A 17,629-nucleotide genomic window follows, 5' to 3' on the forward strand; every position below is an offset into this window, starting at 1 on the left:
CAAAAATACTCTCCACGGTGGCTCAGGCGGGAAATGTGACGGGCGCTCCTTCGGCCCAGACCCTTGACCGCTTGGGTTCCCTGTCGCTAGCCTCTCTTGCTTAAGCGCTTAATCAACGTGGATCCATGGGCTCACTACGGTTCGGTCCCCCTTGAGCGCTCTCCGGCAAAGCGCCGCCCCACGAGAGGAAGTCAATGATGACCTACGCCATCTCCCGCCGCCATGTCCTGCAGGGGACCGGAGCCGGGGCCCTCGCCCTGCTCGGTAACAGTACCCGGCGCGGGACCCCTGCCAAGGCGCAGCGGTCCCTGCGTGCGCATTTCCACATGACCCCGCCGTCGGGCTGGCTGTGCGATCCGCAAAGGCCCGTTTTCCTCGACGGCACCTACCACCTCTACTACCTGCATTCCGCGCAGAACAACGGTCCCGGCGGCTGGGACCACGCCACCACCGCGGACGGCGTCGCCTACGCACACCATGGCGCAGCATTGCCGCTGCAGCCGGACTTTCCCGTCTGGTCCGGCTCGGCCGTCGTGGACAGCGACAATACGGCCGGCTTCGGGGCGGGCGCCCTGGTTGTCCTGGCGACACAGCCCACCGATGGAATCCGCAAGTACCAGGAGCAGTATTTGTATTGGTCAACCGACGGCGGCTACACCTTCACTGCCCTGCCTGCTCCCGTGGTCCCCAATGCCGACGGCCGGACCGCCACCACGCAGGCGGAGATCGATAATGCGGAATGGTTCCGTGACCCGAAGATCCATTGGGACAAAGCCCGCGGGGAGTGGGTATGCGTCATCGGCAGGGCCAGGTACGCGGCCTTTTACACCTCGCCGAATCTCCGCGACTGGCAGTTGAAACGGAACTTCGACTACCCCAACCACGTGCTGGGCGGCATCGAATGCCCGGACCTTTTCGAGATGACCGCCGGCGACGGCACCCGGCACTGGGTGCTTGGCGCCAGCATGGATGCCTACAGCATCGGACTGCCCATGACGTACGCCTACTGGACGGGAACGTGGGACGGGCAGCAGTTCCTTGCCGATGACGTGGCCAACCCGCAGTGGCTGGACTGGGGCTGGGACTGGTACGCGGCGGTGACGTGGCCGGTCGTGGAAGCACCGGACGCACGGCGGTATGCCGTGGCGTGGATGAACGACTGGAAGTACGCGGGCCGGGATGTCCCCACGGATGCGACAGACGGCTACAACGGGCAGAACTCCATCGTCCGGGAGCTGCGGCTGGAGCGCCAGGGCGGAGGCTGGTACACCCTGCTGAGCAGCCCGGTTGCCGCGCTCACCGGCTACGCCACCTCCGCCACAGTGCTTCCTGACCGGACAGTGGATGGCAGCACCGTCCTGCCGTGGCATGGCAGCGCCTACGAGTTGGAGCTGGACATCTCCTGGGACACGGCGGCAAACGTGGGGGTATCGGTTGGCCGCTCTGCGGACGGCAGCCGCCATACGAACATTGGCAAGTACGGGGCCGAGGTGTATGTCGATCGTGCACCGTCGGACCGGGCAGAGTGCCCGCTGGTGCCCTACACGCGCGCAGCGGCACCCATAGATGCCGCTGCGCGGTCGGTCCACCTTCGCGTCTTCGTGGACACCCAAAGCGTGGAAGTATTCGTGAACGCCGGCCACACGGTGCTCTCCCAGCAGGTGTATTTTGCCGACGGCGACACCGGCATATCGTTGTACACCGACGGCGGTCCGGCAACCTTTTCCGGGATCACCATCCGCGAATTCGCGGCCACGGTCGCCTGATTACCTCAGCCCAGGCCCTCCAGCGTGACGCCGGTGTGCTCCGCGAGCCGGGACAGCAGGGCGTCCTGGAACCGCGGATCATTGGCGGCCGGGTGCGGGGCCTGGAGGTGCTGGTGGTACCAGTAGCCCCCGCTGGCCAGGGCGGCCGGGTCATTACTGGTGGCCAGCCATTCCTGGGTGCGGTGGCCCAGTTCCAGGCTGTCCGGGGCCGACCGCCCGCCCATCCGGGTGGGCACCCAGCCGGGATCCACCGCGTTGCTGGCGACGTTCGGCACCAGCCGGGCCACTGCTGCCGACAGCGCAGTGACGTGCAGCTTGGTGGTGGAGTAGGAAGCCGTCGTCGTGCGTCCTGCCCAGTCCAGGCCGTCCAGGCCGGTGTCGCCGCCCCGGTGCATGCCGCTGCTCAAGTAGATGAGCCGGCGGGGGCCGGGAATGAGTGCTGTCAGGAGGTACGGGGCCACCACGTTCACCGGCAGCAGCGCCGCGCCGCTGAGGACGCCGGCATTGTGGATGACGGCGTCGATGCCGCCGATTCCGTTGACGTTCTCCGCGATCTTCCGGACGTCCGCCAGCATGGCCAGGTCCCCGACAACGCTCTGCGCCCCGCGGTCCAGCAGGTGCTGGACTGCGGGGATCCGTTCCGGGGACCGTGCGTGCACGATGACCTCGTGGCCGTCCCGCAACAGCGTGTCCGCGGCCGCGTGGCCAAGTCCGTCGGTGGATCCGGTGATGAAGACGCGTGCCATGCTGGGCCCTTCCTCTGCCTGGGTTTTCCTTACGCTACCCGGATCAGCCGCGCTTCCGGCCCAGGATCAGTGCCAGCAGTCCTCCGAAGACCAGAAACAGCAGGCCCGCCACCAGCAGTCCAGTGTTGACGCCGGTGTCGGCCGGAGGCTTGGACTCGGAATCGCTGGCCACTGCCGGTACGGCGGCGCCGGTGGCTGCTGCGGTGTGGGTGGTGCGGCCGGAGGGCTGGACCACGGAAGAAACCGTGCCGCCCAGGAAGGAGGTGGCGGCGTGGGTGGCGGAAATCGTGGCCGGCGTGGTGCCGGCGGCATGGGCGGCTGCGCCGTTGGAGGCTAGAAGGCCGCCTGCGATCACGGCGCTGAGCAGGCATCCACGGATAGTGCGGTGCATCATTTGGGGTTCTCCTGAAAGTTGGATCGGGCCTACTGCTTAGCCCGGGACTGGCTCATTCCGCGTTGGGGCGCAGAGGGGCCTCAATCAGTCAGGAAAGGATCCGGGGTAGAAGGACACGGGGGCCGGGGCAGGGGGCAGGCTGCCTTGGACGGCGGTTGGTCGCCGGCATGTGCAGGTTTTGGCCGTCCAGCCAAGCGGGCATGGCGCTGCCATTGCGGGACAAATTGCTTCCGCCGGTGGCACCTGGGACGCCGGGCAGCAGATCATCCGGCCCGCGGGACGGCGGGCTCTGCGGATCCGCCCCCGTCAGGAGGGGCCTCCCGGCGGACGGCTTCATCCCCGGGCCGCACGGCAGGCTATTGCTGTGAAACTTCCCATGGGACAGCGGGATCTCGTGGAGGGGCGGGGCGGAGGCCGGCGCTGTGCCGGGGATCCCAACTTCCAACCCGGCTGCCCCAACTTCCAGTCCGGCCAGCCCGGCAGGCGCGGCACCGGCCTGCGGATTGTCGACACCCGCAGGGAGGGGTGCCGTGGTCGTGGGCGGGGGTGCAATGGGTGCCGGCAAAGGAACGGCGCTGATGACCGGTTCGAGGACCGGAGCAAGCGGCTCCAGGACCGCGCCTGCCACGGGAACAACGGCTCCCACCGTTTCGCCGTCAACGCCGTCCACAGTGCCAATGGCGGGATCAACCACTGCGGACACGGCTCCTGCCGGTACCACGGTGCTGACCACCGGAACAGCCTGCACAACGTCGTCGGCCACGGCGGTGACGTCCTCCACGGCCGGGCGGAGGGGAGGCAACGCTACAGGTGACGGGGCGTCTGGGGCGCTTGCCGGTCCGGATTCCACTGGTTCCAGGACGACTCCGGCCTGGTGAGTGAGGGTGGCGGTGGCCGATGCCAGCGTGGACGGTCCGGCACCCGGAAGCGGGTCGCCGGGAGCGGAGGTATCAGCGGATGCACCCGCGGCGGACAAAGCGATCCACGATGCGGCTGCCGCCACCGCGAGCAAGAGGGGGCGCAGGAACGTCCAGGCAGCCAGTCTTGACTTCACCTAGTACGCCTCCCCCCAGAGTTACCTGCAAACAATGCTGCCCACCATAAGCACAGCCGTGCAGCAGAGTCCAACCACCTTCGGGAACGCAATCAAAACCAGGCGGTCACATGTTTGCCCTGCTCAGGCGGCGTCGGTTGGGGCGGCACGGTGGTCAATGTCTGCGGTCAGGGTGTCAATGCGGTCCATGGCTTCGCTGAGTTTCTGGACGGCGGCCCACAGGTCCGGCTGCTGCTGACGGACCTGCTCCAAGGTGGCCCCGGTGGAGCGGAGGGATCCGAGGTCGAAACTGACATTGGTGCGGGCGCCGGTCACTGCCGCGCGGAGGGCGCCGAACGCGACCACGACGTCCGCGACCAGTGACCGGTTGCCGTCGGTGGCCAGCCAGGTGAGGTCGTCAATGGCTTCGATGGCCCGTTCGCCCAGGACAGCGGATGCGGCCGCAGCCTCCACGGATGCCCGGCGGATGGCTTCGTCCCGTTCCGGGCCCGGCTCGCGCCGGAAGGCGGCACCGAAGGCTTTGGAAGCGGACGCGTCGTCATCTGCCAGCTGCAGGGCTTCCCGGCGCAGCGCCCTGGCGCGTGTCCGTATCCCGGCCGGCTCCCCGCCGTCGTCCTCCCCGTTGCCGCTGTAGCCGGCGACCATCGACGTCAGCGACGCCGCCACCGCCAGCATCAGACCGGTCCCCGCGCCCCCGCCCGGCGAACCCGTGGACTCCGCCAGAGCGCGTGTCCACTCCTCAACAGTCGAATCCTGGGTGGTTACTTCAGCCTCTTCCATGCCAGGAACCGTGCCCACAAGGGCCACCGGCTAAACGGAAACAGCCGCAATGCCCGCGCTGGCCCAGTTATGGCTGCGGGACCCTGGGAAGTCCAAGGTCCCGCAGCCCATGCCAGGGGCAAAAGTGGGCCAGTCTGACGCCGTCCCGCGACGGGCGCCTGTAGTCTCGGCAAGGTGCAGCGGCATAGTTACCAGTACGGCCAGGACCCCAGCCAGTGGGGTGAGCTTTTCCTCCCGGATCTCCCTGTGGGCAGCAAGCATCGGGGTGTGGTGGTGGTGATCCACGGCGGCTACTGGCGCTCCACCTACGGCGCCGAACTGGGGGAGCCGCTGGCGAAGGACCTGGCGGAGCACGGGATGGCCGCCTGGAACCTGGAGTACCGCCGCGCGGGCAACGGCGGGGGCTGGCCGGGCACCTTCCAGGACATCCTTGCGGGCATCGACAAGCTTGCCGCGCTCGCAGGGCCGCACTCGCTGGACTTGGGCAAAGTAGTGGCGCTGGGACATTCTGCCGGCGGCCACTTGGCGGTGTGGGCTGCGGGCAGGGATCGACTGGACGGGCTTGGGGCGGCGGAGGCCCGCCAGATGGAGAACACGAACGACGCCGTCCGCCTCACCGGGGTGGTCAGCCAGTCCGGCGTGCTCAACCTGGCCGAAGCCGAAAGGCTGGGCCTCAGCAACGGCGCCGTGGGCAACCTGTTGGGCGGACCGTCGTCGGACTTCCCCGGGCGACACCGCGTGGCCGACCCGATGGCCGCGCTGCCGCTGGGCGTTCCGGTCTACGCCGTCCACACGACGGAAGATGAGGATGTTCCCCTGGGCATGTCCACGACGTATGTGGACGCCAGCCGTTCCGGACCCGTTCCTGCGCGGCTGATTACGGTGCCGGGGGACCACTTCGCGCTCATCGATCCCGCCGCGGAGGCCTATGTGACGTGCCGGGAACTGGTTGAAGAGCTGCTCGGCTGACACGAACTGCTGACGCAGGCCTCTTTCTGGCAGAGTATGACCATGCTCACAGTGATCGGCGAAGGCCTTGTTGACGTTGTCCAGCGCGCTTCCGGGATCGAGGCCCACGTGGGTGGCAGTCCGCTGAATGTCGCCGTGGGCCTGGCCCGGCTGGACCACCCGGTGCAGTTTATTGGCCGTTACGGCCGCGACGCGTATGGGGACTCCGTGGCTGCGCACCTGCGCGCCAGCTCCGTCATGCTGCCGATGCCCCCGGACGAGCTGCCCACCAGCGTGGCCACCGCACTGATTGACGACGACGGCGCCGCCACCTACACCTTCGACCTCGCCTGGGAGCTGCCGCACCTGGCAGACCGGCTTGGCTTCATGCTGCAGGGAACCACCCTGCTGCACACCGGTTCCATTGCCACCATGCTGGCGCCCGGTGCAACCGAAGTGCTGGCCGCCGTCGAATACGCCCATCCGTCCGCCACCATCAGCTTCGATCCCAACTGCCGGCCCAGCATCATCACGGACGTGGACTTTGCGCGGCGGCAGGCGGAAAAGTTCGTGACGTTGTCCGACGTGGTCAAGGCCTCGGATGAAGACCTGGCCTGGCTTTATCCGGAACAGGATGTGCTGGATTCGGCCCGCAAGTGGCTGGCGCTCGGCGGCGAGGAAGGTCCGGCGATGGTGGTGGTCACCCGCGGTGCGGACGGGCCATGGGGCGTGTGCCGTGCTGGTGAAGCCGCCATTCCTGCGCCCAGGGTGGAGGTGGCGGACACCGTGGGGGCGGGGGATTCCTTCATGGCGGCGCTGCTGTCCGGCCTGGTGGACCGGGAGCTGGACGGCGCCCAGAACCGGCAGGACCTGCGCGACCTTCCCGTCGAAGGACTCTCCGAACTCCTGGAACATGCCGCCCGCGCCGCTGCTGTCACCGTGTCCCGCCCCGGTGCCAACCCGCCGACCCGGGAGGAACTCCACGGGGCTGAAACGGAAGCCTGAGGGAGCACCCCGAGCCGGCGGGGCGATGGGGCCGGTCACTACCCCTCGTGGTTGTAGTAGGGCCAGGGCAGGAAGCGGCGCTCGCCGCGGCGGTCCGGCCCGTCGAGGGTGACTTTTCCGGTGGCGGCCCACTCCACACCGCGCGGGAACATCCGGATGAACTCGATGCGCCGGAACGTGTCGATGTCGTGGCCGATGGTAATCGTGAAGCTGCGGCCGCTGCCATAGTCGTTGATCCAGGCGAGTGGCTGCTGCGTATTGATCCCGGGAAGGTTGGCGAGGCCTCCCTCGGGGATATCCACCGGGTAATGCGGCATGGGCCACATGGGCGCATTCTCGTAGGACTCCAGGTCATCGAATACTGACAGCAGCATTTCCGCGCCGTCGTACAGCTGCACGCCGGTCAGGATGTCGTCACCGGTGACGGTCCATGTCCCGCTGACGCCCTCGGTGATGGGATGGCGGGGCCCGGCGGTTTGCAGCCGGGCCTCACCCCAGGGCCGCGGCCGCAGCCCGGTGGGCACACTGAGTTTCGCGCCCCGCATGACGTTGTACTCCTCGGGGTAGCCCCAGTCGTCCTCCTGGACGGCCGAGCCGTGAAACCATACGATGCCCTTCCCGTCCTCATGGACAAACTTCAGCAGCGCGGCATCGGTTTCGGCACCGAAGCCCACCGCCTTTTCGTGGTACCCGTCCCGCCCCTCGAACACCACCAGGACCACGTCGTACTTATCGATGACGCCGGCTCCCAGTCCGCGCGGATCCTCCACGACGCGCACGTGGAACCTGCCCGTGTCCTCCAGGACAGCGGTAAGCCATTGGTTGTGCGCCCGGAAGCTGCGGAATTCGTTGTCATGCTCCCGGGTCATGTGCCCCGACAGGATAAGTGCCTTCAACTTTTCGGCCACTGCTGCCCGCTCCCTCGCTCCTCGACAGTTTTGGCGAAAGCCTACATACTTTAGTTTGAAAAAGACATAATGGTTGCTACGATCGGCATGCCCCTACAGAGAGTGAGCAACGATGCTTCTCGAAAGAGACCTCATCCAGTCCGCAGGCTTCCGCAACGTCACGGAAGGAGGGCGGGTAACCGGCTTCCAGTTCCGCGTCCGGATGCCCTCCTACCGGGGCATGGCGGCTTCCCTGGTCGATGGCGTCGCTGTGCGCGTCGGCAACCTGGTGGACGTGGGTCCGGACATTCCGTTGTGGACCTTTGGCGGACGGACCTTTTCCCTGCCGGAGCTGTGGGGCAGCGAAGGGGTCCGCTGGCCGCTTGAGGAAGCGGCGGTGATAACGGTTCCGTTCGACGGCGGCCTTCCGCAAGGTGTCCATGAACTGAGCATCGAGCTGCGGTTACGGATGTCCTACATACCTGTGGAGCACCAGCCCACCATCCACCGGGTCAGCCGCAAGGTCACGCTGGCGCCCGAAGGCGGCGACGGGACGTTCCGCTATGGAGTTTCCCTCTATAGCTACATGGGCGATTACGGCACAGTCCTGGACCTGGAAAGTGCCCTGGCCCACGTGGCCGATGTGGGCGCAACGGGGGTAGAGATCCTCGGCGAGGGGCACGTTCCCGGCTATCCTGAGCCCTCGCCGGCCTGGATCGACACATGGTTCAACCTGCTGGAAAAGTACTCCCTGGAGCCCACCAACTACGGTTCCTGGATTGATACCAGGCTCCACCCGGGCCGATCGATGACGGCCGCCGAAGGCGCGCAGGCCCTGCAGAGGGACCTGAAACTCGCCCACCGGCTGGGCTTCAGCTTTGTCCGGCCAAAAATCGGCGTGGTCTCCAGCGACCTCGTGCCGGACCCCATCTGGACTGAATCGGTGGAACGCTCCCTTGACCTGGCCCACGAGCTGGGAGTGGTCATCTGCCCCGAGATTCACTCTCCCACGCCCATCAAGCACCCGGTGGTGGATGACTACATTGGGCTCATTGAGCGGACGGGAACCAAGAACTTCGGCCTGCTCATCGACACCGGAATTTTCCAGGACCGGCCCATACCGCTGCGTGAAGGTGAGACCCGGGAAAGCCGTCCGGCGTTCCTTGACGGCATCGGCGTAAACCCCGCGGACTTCAAGGACATTGCCCAATATGTGGTGTTCATCCAGGCGAAATTCCACGACATTAACGACCGGCTGGAAGACCAGCAGATTCCCTGGCGTCGCGTGCTCCAGGCACTGAAGGACTCCGGCTATACCGGCTACCTCTCCAGCGAATACGAAGGCGAACGCACTCCTTGGCGGGCAATCGAGCAGGTGCGCCGCCAGCATGCCCTGATCCGCCGCATCACCTCCGAACTCGACTGACCATCACCATCCCAGTAAAGAGAACATCATGCCCAACGGACTTCTTGACGAATCCAGCCTCCGCGCCCACCCGGACGGACTTGCCCTTTCCCTCACCCTGCCGTGGTACCGGAGCCTCTGGCTCTCCTCGGTCACCAGCCTCCGGCTCACCATCGACGGCCAGGACGTCCCCCAAGGGGATCTGTCCCTGGAGGTCGGCGGCACCCGTTACGCGCTGCCCGACCTTCCGGCGCAGAGTGAAACCCTCTGGTACCTGCAGGAACACCCGCTGCTCATTGTCCGCCGTGACCGGCCCGCTGCTCCCGGGGACCACCACACCGTCCAGCTCATCGGCGAGCTCCGCCTGCCGTACATGCAGATTGCCCCGGGGCAGGACGGGGCCCCGGGCATGTATGTCCCCAACTTCGTGAACCAGGCACTTGAACTGGCCGTCACCGATGGACCTGCGCCCGCACCCCTACTCACGACGGCGACACCCCCTCCGCCGGCAACCGGGGAAGACCCCTTTGCCCTTGGGCTCACGCTGTATTCGGCAAGCGCCGAGTTCCGCGCCGGCTGGTACGACTTCGACGGGCTGCTGAACCGGGTTGCCGATCTTGGCATCGGCCCGGGCATCGAGATTGTGGCCTCCCAAGTGCTGCCCACCTACCCCCGCGTAACGGATGACTTCGCCCGGGCCTGGCAGACTGCGTTCGACAAGCACGGCTTCTCCGCCAGTTCGTTCGGCGCAAACCTGGACATGGGCAGGCGCCGTGACCGGGACATGACGCCGGACGAGGAGTATGAGTTCACGGAGACCCTGTTCCATGGTGCGAAGAAGCTGGGATTCCCCCTGGTCCGCATCCAGAGCGCCAAGCCGGGCCTTCTCCGCCGCCTCCTGCCGCTGGCCGAGAAGCTGGAACTCAAGATGGCCTACGAAATCCACGCGCCGATGGGACCCAACTCGCCGGAAATCATGAAGGTTCGGGACGTCTACGCAGAACTCGATTCGCCGTTGCTGGGGTTCGTGGCTGACTTTTCGTCCACCATGCACAGCATGTCGCCCACGCTCCTCCGTGCCGTGCGCCGGGCGGGCCTGGACGACGACTCCGTCGACACCCTCCAGGCAATCTGGGCCACCGATGCGCCTATGCGGGCCCGGCAGGAGGAATTCATCGGCTACCTCAAGGGCCGGGACTTCGACCCTGCCCGGCTGGGTTCCTTTGCGCACCTGGCCTTCAATATGCACGGCCACGTCAGCCCCGCGGAGTGGGCGGACATCATGCCCCAGATCCTGCACGTCCACGCAAAGTTCTATGACATCGACGAGCATGGCGACGAGCCCGCCATCGACTACCCGGAGCTGGTTCGCGTCTTCGTGGAGGGCGGCTACCGCGGCTACTGGTCCAGCGAGTGGGAAGGCCACGCGTTCGCTGAACTGGGCGAAGTGGACCCGCTGGTGCTGGTCCGCAGGCAGCATGACCTCATCCGCAAGAGCATACGGTCCGTGCCGGCCACTGCCTAGCGGGGTTCCCCTGGAGCGGAGGCGGCGACAATGTCCGCCGCCTCCTTGAAGAGGGCGCGCATCCACTCATGTTCGGAGTCCCGGTCATGCGCGGGATGCCACCACAGGGCATTGACCAGCGGAGTGGCATCGAAGGGCAGCGGCAGGACACGCACGCCGTCCAGCTGCAGGGCAACCGGTGCCAGCGCTGCCTGGATCAGGCCGATCCGGTGCGTGCCCAGCACGAAATGGGGGAGGGCGAGGAAACTCTCAACCGTGACCTCCACCCGCGGTTCAATCCCCAGCTGCTGGATCTGGCGCTGGGCGGACGTAAATGCTGACCGGGACTGGTATGTCATCACCCACGGCAGCTCTGCGATGTTCTCCATGGTGATCTTTTCGCCGACAGCGCCGTTGGAGGAGGAAACGATGGCCACCCAGTCATCGCGCCACAGGTCCTGGTACGGCAACCCGTTAAGGAAGCCGTGCGGGATGACCATGCCGTCCACCGAACGAAGACGGTTGGCGGCATCCTCCACCACCAGCGGATTGTGCAGCATGAACCGGAACCGGACTCCCGGGGCGCGCTGGGCCGCGAGTTCGGAAACAACGCGGCCGATGGTACTGAAGCCGTAATCGGAACCATAGATGGAAAACTCGCGTTCGGAGTCTGCCGGTTCCCATGATGCCTGGCTTTCAAAGACACGGCGGGCAGCCTCAAGGGCGGCTGTGGTGTGTTCGGCCAGGCGCAGCGCGAAAGGTGTCAGCTCATAGGCGTTGCCGCGGCGGGCCAGGATGGGATCGCCAAAATGGGACCGCAGCCGTGCAAGGGAAGCGCTCAGTGCCGGCTGGCTCAAATGGAGGCGCTCCGCCGCCCTGGTAACGCTCCGTTCGGTGATGAGCGCGTCCAATGAGATCAGCAGGTTCAGGTCAAGCCGCGCGAGCGAAGCGTAGTTGGTCACGGAGCAGTCTTTCGATCGTGAAGCACGTCACGGAAGTTTATCAGCGCCCTCGATATCACCGGCAGGTTCCATCAATAGCTCCAATGGACCATGGACCTTTTGCATGACCCCGGCCAGACTTATGTCTGCCATAGCAAAGACTTATGTGCTTTTCCTACACATCTCACCCATACTGGTGAGTGACCGGGATCACCGCTCCCGGATGTTCTTCGACAACGAAGTCTGAAAGGCTGAACATGACACAGCACCGACGCTCCCTGGCACTCAAAGCTGCCGGCGCCCTTGCCGTCCCCACCCTGGCTGCCCTGGCCCTCACCGGCTGCTCATCCTCCGCTGAAAGCGCCAGCTCCTCCGGCAGCAAGGAATTCTCGCTCTCCTTCGCCACCTCCAACACCATCGAAAGCCCGTTCCAGAAGCTGGGCGAGGACTACATGAAGGCGCACCCGGACGTGAAGATCACGTTCAACCCGCAGCCCAACGACTCCTACGACCAGACCCTCCGGACGCAGCTGCAGGCCGGCAACGCCTCCGACGTAGTGGTCACGACCCCGGGTTCAGGCCAGGGCCGCAGCATCCTGCCGCTGGCCGAGGCCGGCTTCCTTGAGCCGCTGGATGACGCGGCCAGGAAACTCCTGCCGGCTGGAAGCGACAGCACCTTCGGCAAGGACGGCAAGGTCTACGGCCAGGCAACGGAAATCACCGTTGCTGCCCTTGTCTCCAACGAGGCAGCGGTCAAGGCCGCGGGACAGTTCCCCGCGGACTTCGCAGCCCTGGAAGACCAGTGCAAGACCCTTGAATCGTCCGGCAAATCGCTCTTTGCCATCGCCGGTTCGGCCCCTCCCAACACGGGCCTGATGGCCATGTCCCTGGCAGCCACCCGGGTGTACGCCGAAGACCCCAAGTGGAATGACAAACGCGCCGCCAAGGAAGTGACGTTCGCGGGTTCGGACGGGTGGAAGTCGGCACTGGAAGCGGTCAACACCCTCAAGGACGCCGGCTGCTTCCAAAAGGGCGCTGCCGGTGCCGGCTTTGACGCCATCACCAAGGGCCTTGCAGGCGGCACCGCCGTGGCCGGCTTCATCCCGGCTCCCAGCTGGAAGCAGCTGGCGTCGGCCGCGTCCGGTACCGATTTCGCCGTCCGCGCGCTTCCCGCCGACAAGGGCGGCAAGGATTATGTCTACGCCAGCGCCAACTACGCCTTCTCCGTCAACGCGGCCTCAAAGAACAAGGACGCTGCCAAGGCCTTCCTCGACTGGGCCGCGGAGCCGGAGCAGACCAAGGCATTTGCCGAGATCGACGGCGCCCTCCCCGTCAGCGGACTGGACAAGTACGACTTCGAAGGCGGCGCCTACAAGAACGTGGGTGAGCTGATCAAGAACGGAAACTACAGCCCCCTGCCCAACATCCAGTGGCCCAACTCCGCCGTGTACGACGCGCTGGCCACCGGTGTCCAGGGAATCATCACGGGCCAGAAGAGCCCTGACCAGGTGCTGCAGGCCATGGACGCAGCCTGGGGCTAGGCAAAGCGTTCTTCACCACCGACGGTCCAACAACTCAAAGGGACAAGCAAGGAAATACCATGACTGCGACGATGCAACCGAAAAGCGAAGCAGCTGAAGCACCCCGGAGAGGCAGGCGTACCCCGGGGGCGGGCCAAAGCACCCGCTCCCGGGGCCACGGCCTGGAGTTCGGACACTGGTGGTGGGCGCTGCCCGGGATAGCCCTGGTGTTTGCCATCCACTACGTGGCAACCGGCATCGGCGGATTTTTTGCCTTCACCAACTGGACGGGCATCGGCGCGTTCAAGATCACGGGCTGGGCCAACTTTGAAGCGATCTTCAAGGACCCCACCAAAGTCGGGGCTCTCTCAAACACGCTTTTCCTGGCCTTCGGCTCGGTCTTCCTGGGCAATATCGCCGGACTGATCATTGCCCTGGGGCTGAACCGGGTGATCAAGACGCGCTACATCCTCCGCACCCTGTTCTTCATGCCGGTAGTGCTCAGCCCGCTGGCCACGGCCTACATCTGGAAGTACATCTTCGACTTCGACGGCCCGCTCAATGCATTCCTCACGGCGATCGGCGCCGGGGACCAGGCCAAGCCCTGGCTTGCGGATCCGCAATGGGCCATCTGGACCGTCCTGGTGGTCCTGGTCTGGTCATCCACCGGCTTTGCCATGGTCATCTTCATGGCCGGCCTGGCGGGCGTTGCAGTGGAAGTGGAAGAAGCGGCAGCCATAGACGGCGCCAACCTGTGGCAGCGTTTCCGCAACGTCACCCTTCCCGCGATCCGCCCCGCCGTCGCCATTGCCACCACGCTTGGCATCGTCCAGGGACTGCGCGTCTTCGACCCCATCATGGCGCTCACCGGCGGGGGACCCGCAGGGGCCACGGAAACGTTGGCCACCCAGGTCTACAAGCAGGCCTTCGCGCTGGGTAACTTCGGCGGCGGCGCTGCCCTTGCCCTGGTGCTGGCCGCCATTATCTTGTTCTTCGCCGTAATCCAGCAGCGGCTGACGCGTTCGAACCCCGAGGACTAAGCCATGTTCCGCTACACCAAGCTCACCCTGCTCCGCGAGATCGGCCTCTGGGCCCTCGCCCTGCTGTTCCTCGCACCGTTCTACTTCCTGGTCACTACGGCCCTGAAGCCCGCCAACGAACTGTTCACCACGTCAGCCCTGGTCCCGCCAGTCCATCCGGATTTCAGCAACTTCGTTGCCGTCCTGTCCGCCAAGGGGAACTCCAACGTGGTGATGGGCCTGGCCAACAGTGCCATCATCACCGCCGGCAGCATCCTGGGGCTGGTGGCCCTCGGGTCCGTCACCGGCTATGTGATCTCCCGCAGCACCAGGCGGTGGAGCAAAGCCGCCTACTACCTGTTCCTGGTGGCCATCATCCTTCCGGGCCAGCTCGGGGCGGTGCCGCTGTACATGGGCGCCCGCGCGCTGGGCCTTACCGGCTCGGCCTGGGGCCTGATCGTGCTGTACACGGGCATGCTCCTGCCGCTCTCGATCTTCCTCTACTCCAATTTCTTCCGCGGCCTGGGCACGGACTATGAGGAGGCAGCAACAATCGACGGCGCCAGCAGGTCCCAGGTCTTCTCCAAGGTGGTGTTCCCCATGATGGCCCCGGCCACGGGTACGGTCACCATTTTCGCCGGGCTGATTGTGTGGAACGACTTCTTCACGTCCCTGATCTTCCTGGGCGGCTCCGCCAACCAGACCCTGCCGGTGGCGATGTACTACTACATCGGTTCCCTGGTGTCCCAGTGGAACTCGATCTTCGCCATCGTGATCGTGTCCATGATCCCCATCCTGGTCCTGTTCCTCTTCGCCCAGAAACGCTTCATCCAGGGCTTCTCCGGCGGCCTGAAGGGCTGATCACCCATGACAGCCAACCGCGCAGCGTTCGAACGCTTCGTGGAACTCTTCTACACCCAAAAACGGGTCCGCGAAGCGTTCAACTACCTCGTCGCCGAGCAATACATCCAGCACAACCCCACCATCGAGGACGGGCCGGAGCCGGCCATCGCGGCCCTCACGCCAAAGTTCGACGACGCACCGGAGAACCGTTTCGACGTCCAGCGGATCCTGGTGGACGGCGACCTCGCCATGGTCCATGTCCGTGCATCGGGGCCGGGCCGGCCCGATGCTGCAGTGGTGGATCTCTACCGCTTCGAGGACGGCCGGATCGCGGAGCACTGGGACGTGCTTCAGCCCGTCCCGGACCGTGCCGTCCATGACCATCCCATGTTTTAGCGCCCTCCCATAGCCCCGCCATGCATGGCCCAAATTTCAGCAGAATCCACTTCTTCAGGAGACACCCATGTACCAGCTCGCACCCAACATCGACCTCTTGTTCTCGGAAGCCGGCGACAGCGCGGCCGACCGCGTCCGGGCTGCAGCCGCTGCCGGCTTCGACGCCGTCGAGATGTGGGGCCCCACCGGCAAGGACATCCCGGCCCTCAAGGAGGCACTTGAGGAAACCGGTGTCCAGCTCACCGCCCAGCTGGCCGAGCCCCGTATGCAGTTCATGATCCCGCCGAAGAACCATGAACCCTTCTACGAGGGCCTCGACGCCGGCGTCAAAGTGGCACAGGAACTGGGCTGCCCGCGGATCGTCGTGGGCAGCGGCACCGGGTTCGGTGGCCGGAAACGGCAGGACCAGCTGGACGAACTGATTGAAATCTTTGCCAAGGGCGTGGCCCACATCGAAGGCTCCGGCATCACCTTGGTCCTGGAGCCGGTCAACGTGCGGGTAGACCACCCCGGAGCCCTGCTCGACCGGACATCGGAGGCTGTCTACATCGCCAAGGGCGTCAACTCGCCCAGCTTCGGTGTCCTGTACGACCTCTACCACTCCACGGTGGAAGGCGAGGACGTCGCCGCCGAGCTCGCGAATGCCGGCGGCGTGATCAAGTACGTCCAGATTGCCGATGCGCCGGGCCGCGGGGAACCGGGCTCCGGGTCCATCGACTGGGCCGCGCGGCTCGCCGATCTGCAGGCCAGCGGCTATGCCGGTCCCGTTGGGCTCGAGTACTACCCCACCATCGAGTCCGCAAAGTCCGTCCGGCGGATCCAGGAATTGGTGGCAGGGCGGTGAGCGGCAGCCGCTACCCCGCCGCCGTTGATGTGGCAATCGTCGGCAGCGGTCCCACCGCATCCGCGTATGCCCGCATCCTCAGCGAACGGGCACCGGAGGCCACCCTTGCCATGTTCGAGGTGGGCCCCACTGTGAGCAGCCCGCCCGGCTCCCACGTCAAGAACATTGAGGACCAGGAGCGACGCACGCTCGCCCAGCGGGCATCGGAAGGTCCTGGCGCTGGAGCCGAGACCGTGAGTTCCCCGGGAGCCGTCAAGAGCGGCGAACGCCGTGCCCGCCCGGGCACCTATCTACTGCAGGACGGCTACGCCTTCCCTGGCGAGGACGGTATGCCTGTTGCTGCCATGTCCAGCAACGTGGGCGGAATGGCCGCCCACTGGACGGCCGCGTGCCCCCGGCCCGGAGGCAAGGAGCGCATCGGTTTCCTTCAGGACCTGGAACAGCTGCTCCAGGAGGCCGACCGCCTCCTGGGTGTCACCACCACCGCCTTCGAGGGCGCGCCGTTCTCCGGCCTGGTCCATGACCGCCTTTCCGCAGCCATTGATGACGGACGCAGGCCGGAATTCCGCGTCCAGCCCATGCCGCTCGCCGTGCACCGGCGGGACGACGGTCGGCTCGTATGGTCGGGATCCGACGTCGTCATGGGGGATGCCACACGGGAGAACCCGCGGTTCGACCTGTTTGACGAGTCCCTGGTCCGGCGCGTGCTGGTGGACGGCGGCCGGGCCGCAGGCATCGAGGTGGAGGACCGCCGCACCGGCGAAACACACCGCATCGCCGCGCGGTACGTGGTGGTCGGCGGCGATGCCCTCCGCACCCCGCAGCTCCTGTGGGCCTCCGGGATCCGTCCCGATGCCCTGGGCCGGTACCTCAACGACCAGCCGCAGGTGGTCTTTGCCAGCAGGCTCCGCAACGTCGCCCCGGGCGAGGCGCAGCACCGCGCGGCCGGCGCCCTCAGTGAGCAGAGCGGCGTCACCTGGGTGCCCTACACGGACGACATGCCCTTCCACGGACAGATCATGCAGCTGGACGCCTCGCCCATCCCGTTGGCTGACGACGACCCCGTGGTTCCCGGCTCGATCGTGGGACTGGGCCTGTTCTGCGCCAAGGACCTCCAGCGGGAGGACAGGGTGGCGTTCGACGACGGCACCCTGGACAGCTACGGCATGCCCGCCCTGCGCATCCACTACCGCCTTACGGACAAGGACCGGGACGTGCTGGAGCGGGCCAAGCGGGAGATCCTCCGGCTGGGAAAGGCAGTGGGGGAGCCGCTTGACGATCGGCCCTTCGTCCTCCCGCCGGGCGCCTCGCTGCACTACCAGGGCACGACCCGCATGGGGGAGTATAACGACGGCACGAGCGTGTGTTCCCCGGACAGCGAGGTCTGGGATGTCCCCGGCCTTTTTGTGGCCGGCAATGGCGTCATTCCCACCGCCACAGCATGCAACCCCACCCTTACGGCCGTGGCGCTCGCTGTACGGGGGGCCCGGCGAATCGCTGTGGAACTGGACGGGACATCGGAAATGGCCAGCGCTTTACTTCTGTCAGATTCTGACAATAGAATGACTAAACAATGA

Annotated in this window: 17 protein-coding genes; 11 read left to right on the forward strand and 6 right to left on the reverse strand. The window is 66.1% G+C overall.

Annotated elements, in window-relative coordinates; genetic code table 11:
• The first annotated feature begins 197 nt into the window (after positions 1-197).
• Entirely contained in the window at positions 198-1,766 is a 1,569-nt protein-coding gene (locus tag NMQ03_RS00680; protein WP_255175703.1) for a glycoside hydrolase family 32 protein, read from the forward strand.
• A 5-nt stretch (positions 1,767-1,771) separates the two neighbouring features.
• Here NMQ03_RS00680 and NMQ03_RS00685 read toward each other — a convergent pair whose 3' ends face one another.
• The 4 genes from NMQ03_RS00685 to NMQ03_RS00700 all read right to left on the reverse strand — a co-directional run bounded on the left by NMQ03_RS00685 (position 1,772) and on the right by NMQ03_RS00700 (position 4,740).
• Positions 1,772-2,512, reverse strand: coding sequence for an SDR family NAD(P)-dependent oxidoreductase (locus NMQ03_RS00685; RefSeq protein WP_255173946.1), 741 nt, complete (start codon positions 2,510-2,512; stop codon positions 1,772-1,774).
• A 43-nt stretch (positions 2,513-2,555) separates the two neighbouring features.
• Positions 2,556-2,906 carry a hypothetical protein gene (locus NMQ03_RS00690; RefSeq protein ID WP_255173947.1) on the reverse strand — a complete coding sequence of 117 codons (351 nt, stop codon included), beginning with the start codon at positions 2,904-2,906 and terminating at the stop codon, positions 2,556-2,558.
• Between the two features lie 88 nt (positions 2,907-2,994).
• The gene (locus NMQ03_RS00695; protein ID WP_255173948.1) at positions 2,995-3,960 is read right to left on the reverse strand and encodes a hypothetical protein; all 966 of its coding nucleotides are present in this window, start codon (positions 3,958-3,960) and stop codon (positions 2,995-2,997) included.
• Between the two features lie 123 nt (positions 3,961-4,083).
• Entirely contained in the window at positions 4,084-4,740 is a 657-nt protein-coding gene (locus NMQ03_RS00700; protein WP_255173949.1) for a cyclodeaminase/cyclohydrolase family protein, read from the reverse strand.
• Between the two features lie 174 nt (positions 4,741-4,914).
• Between NMQ03_RS00700 and NMQ03_RS00705 the strand changes: the two genes are divergently transcribed.
• Both NMQ03_RS00705 and NMQ03_RS00710 read left to right on the forward strand, forming a co-directional pair.
• Positions 4,915-5,709 carry an alpha/beta hydrolase gene (locus NMQ03_RS00705; RefSeq protein WP_255173950.1) on the forward strand — a complete coding sequence of 265 codons (795 nt, stop codon included), beginning with the start codon at positions 4,915-4,917 and terminating at the stop codon, positions 5,707-5,709.
• Between the two features lie 42 nt (positions 5,710-5,751).
• Entirely contained in the window at positions 5,752-6,693 is a 942-nt protein-coding gene (locus tag NMQ03_RS00710) for a carbohydrate kinase (RefSeq protein WP_255173951.1), read from the forward strand.
• 38 nt (positions 6,694-6,731) lie between these two features.
• Here the strand turns inward: NMQ03_RS00710 and NMQ03_RS00715 are convergent, their stop codons facing one another.
• Positions 6,732-7,562: a ThuA domain-containing protein gene (locus NMQ03_RS00715; RefSeq protein ID WP_255173952.1), complete on the reverse strand. Its 831-nt coding sequence runs from the start codon at positions 7,560-7,562 to the stop codon at positions 6,732-6,734.
• A gap of 151 nt (positions 7,563-7,713) precedes the next feature.
• Here NMQ03_RS00715 and NMQ03_RS00720 point away from each other — a divergent pair, with 151 nt between their 5' ends.
• The gene (locus tag NMQ03_RS00720) at positions 7,714-9,006 is read left to right on the forward strand and encodes a DUF6379 domain-containing protein (RefSeq protein ID WP_255173953.1); all 1,293 of its coding nucleotides are present in this window, start codon (positions 7,714-7,716) and stop codon (positions 9,004-9,006) included.
• A 28-nt stretch (positions 9,007-9,034) separates the two neighbouring features.
• Positions 9,035-10,510: a DUF6379 domain-containing protein gene (locus NMQ03_RS00725; protein ID WP_255173954.1), complete on the forward strand. Its 1,476-nt coding sequence runs from the start codon at positions 9,035-9,037 to the stop codon at positions 10,508-10,510.
• Here the strand turns inward: NMQ03_RS00725 and NMQ03_RS00730 are convergent.
• The gene (locus tag NMQ03_RS00730) at positions 10,507-11,451 is read right to left on the reverse strand and encodes a LysR family transcriptional regulator (protein WP_255173955.1); all 945 of its coding nucleotides are present in this window, start codon (positions 11,449-11,451) and stop codon (positions 10,507-10,509) included. The two genes, NMQ03_RS00725 and NMQ03_RS00730, sit on opposite strands and share 4 nt — an antisense overlap.
• 236 nt (positions 11,452-11,687) lie before the next feature.
• Between NMQ03_RS00730 and NMQ03_RS00735 the strand changes: the two genes are divergently transcribed.
• The 6 genes from NMQ03_RS00735 (at position 11,688) to NMQ03_RS00760 (ending at position 17,629) form a co-directional block, all read left to right on the forward strand.
• Positions 11,688-12,971, forward strand: a complete 1,284-nt coding sequence (locus NMQ03_RS00735; RefSeq protein ID WP_255173956.1) for an ABC transporter substrate-binding protein — start codon at positions 11,688-11,690, stop codon at positions 12,969-12,971.
• Between the two features lie 59 nt (positions 12,972-13,030).
• The gene (locus tag NMQ03_RS00740; RefSeq protein WP_255173957.1) at positions 13,031-13,990 is read left to right on the forward strand and encodes a carbohydrate ABC transporter permease; all 960 of its coding nucleotides are present in this window, start codon (positions 13,031-13,033) and stop codon (positions 13,988-13,990) included.
• A 3-nt stretch (positions 13,991-13,993) separates the two neighbouring features.
• The gene (locus NMQ03_RS00745) at positions 13,994-14,830 is read left to right on the forward strand and encodes a carbohydrate ABC transporter permease (RefSeq protein WP_255173958.1); all 837 of its coding nucleotides are present in this window, start codon (positions 13,994-13,996) and stop codon (positions 14,828-14,830) included.
• Positions 14,831-14,836: 6 nt separating this feature from the next.
• On the forward strand, positions 14,837-15,208 hold the full coding sequence (locus NMQ03_RS00750; RefSeq protein ID WP_255173959.1) for a nuclear transport factor 2 family protein: 372 nt from the start codon (positions 14,837-14,839) through the stop codon (positions 15,206-15,208).
• A 67-nt stretch (positions 15,209-15,275) separates the two neighbouring features.
• Positions 15,276-16,052 carry a TIM barrel protein gene (locus tag NMQ03_RS00755; protein WP_255173960.1) on the forward strand — a complete coding sequence of 259 codons (777 nt, stop codon included), beginning with the start codon at positions 15,276-15,278 and terminating at the stop codon, positions 16,050-16,052.
• Positions 16,049-17,629: a GMC oxidoreductase gene (locus NMQ03_RS00760; RefSeq protein ID WP_255173961.1), complete on the forward strand. Its 1,581-nt coding sequence runs from the start codon at positions 16,049-16,051 to the stop codon at positions 17,627-17,629. The genes NMQ03_RS00755 and NMQ03_RS00760 overlap by 4 nt, the downstream gene beginning before the upstream one ends.

The sequence above is a fragment of the Arthrobacter sp. DNA4 genome (genome assembly GCF_024362385.1).
Classification (GTDB): domain Bacteria; phylum Actinomycetota; class Actinomycetes; order Actinomycetales; family Micrococcaceae; genus Arthrobacter.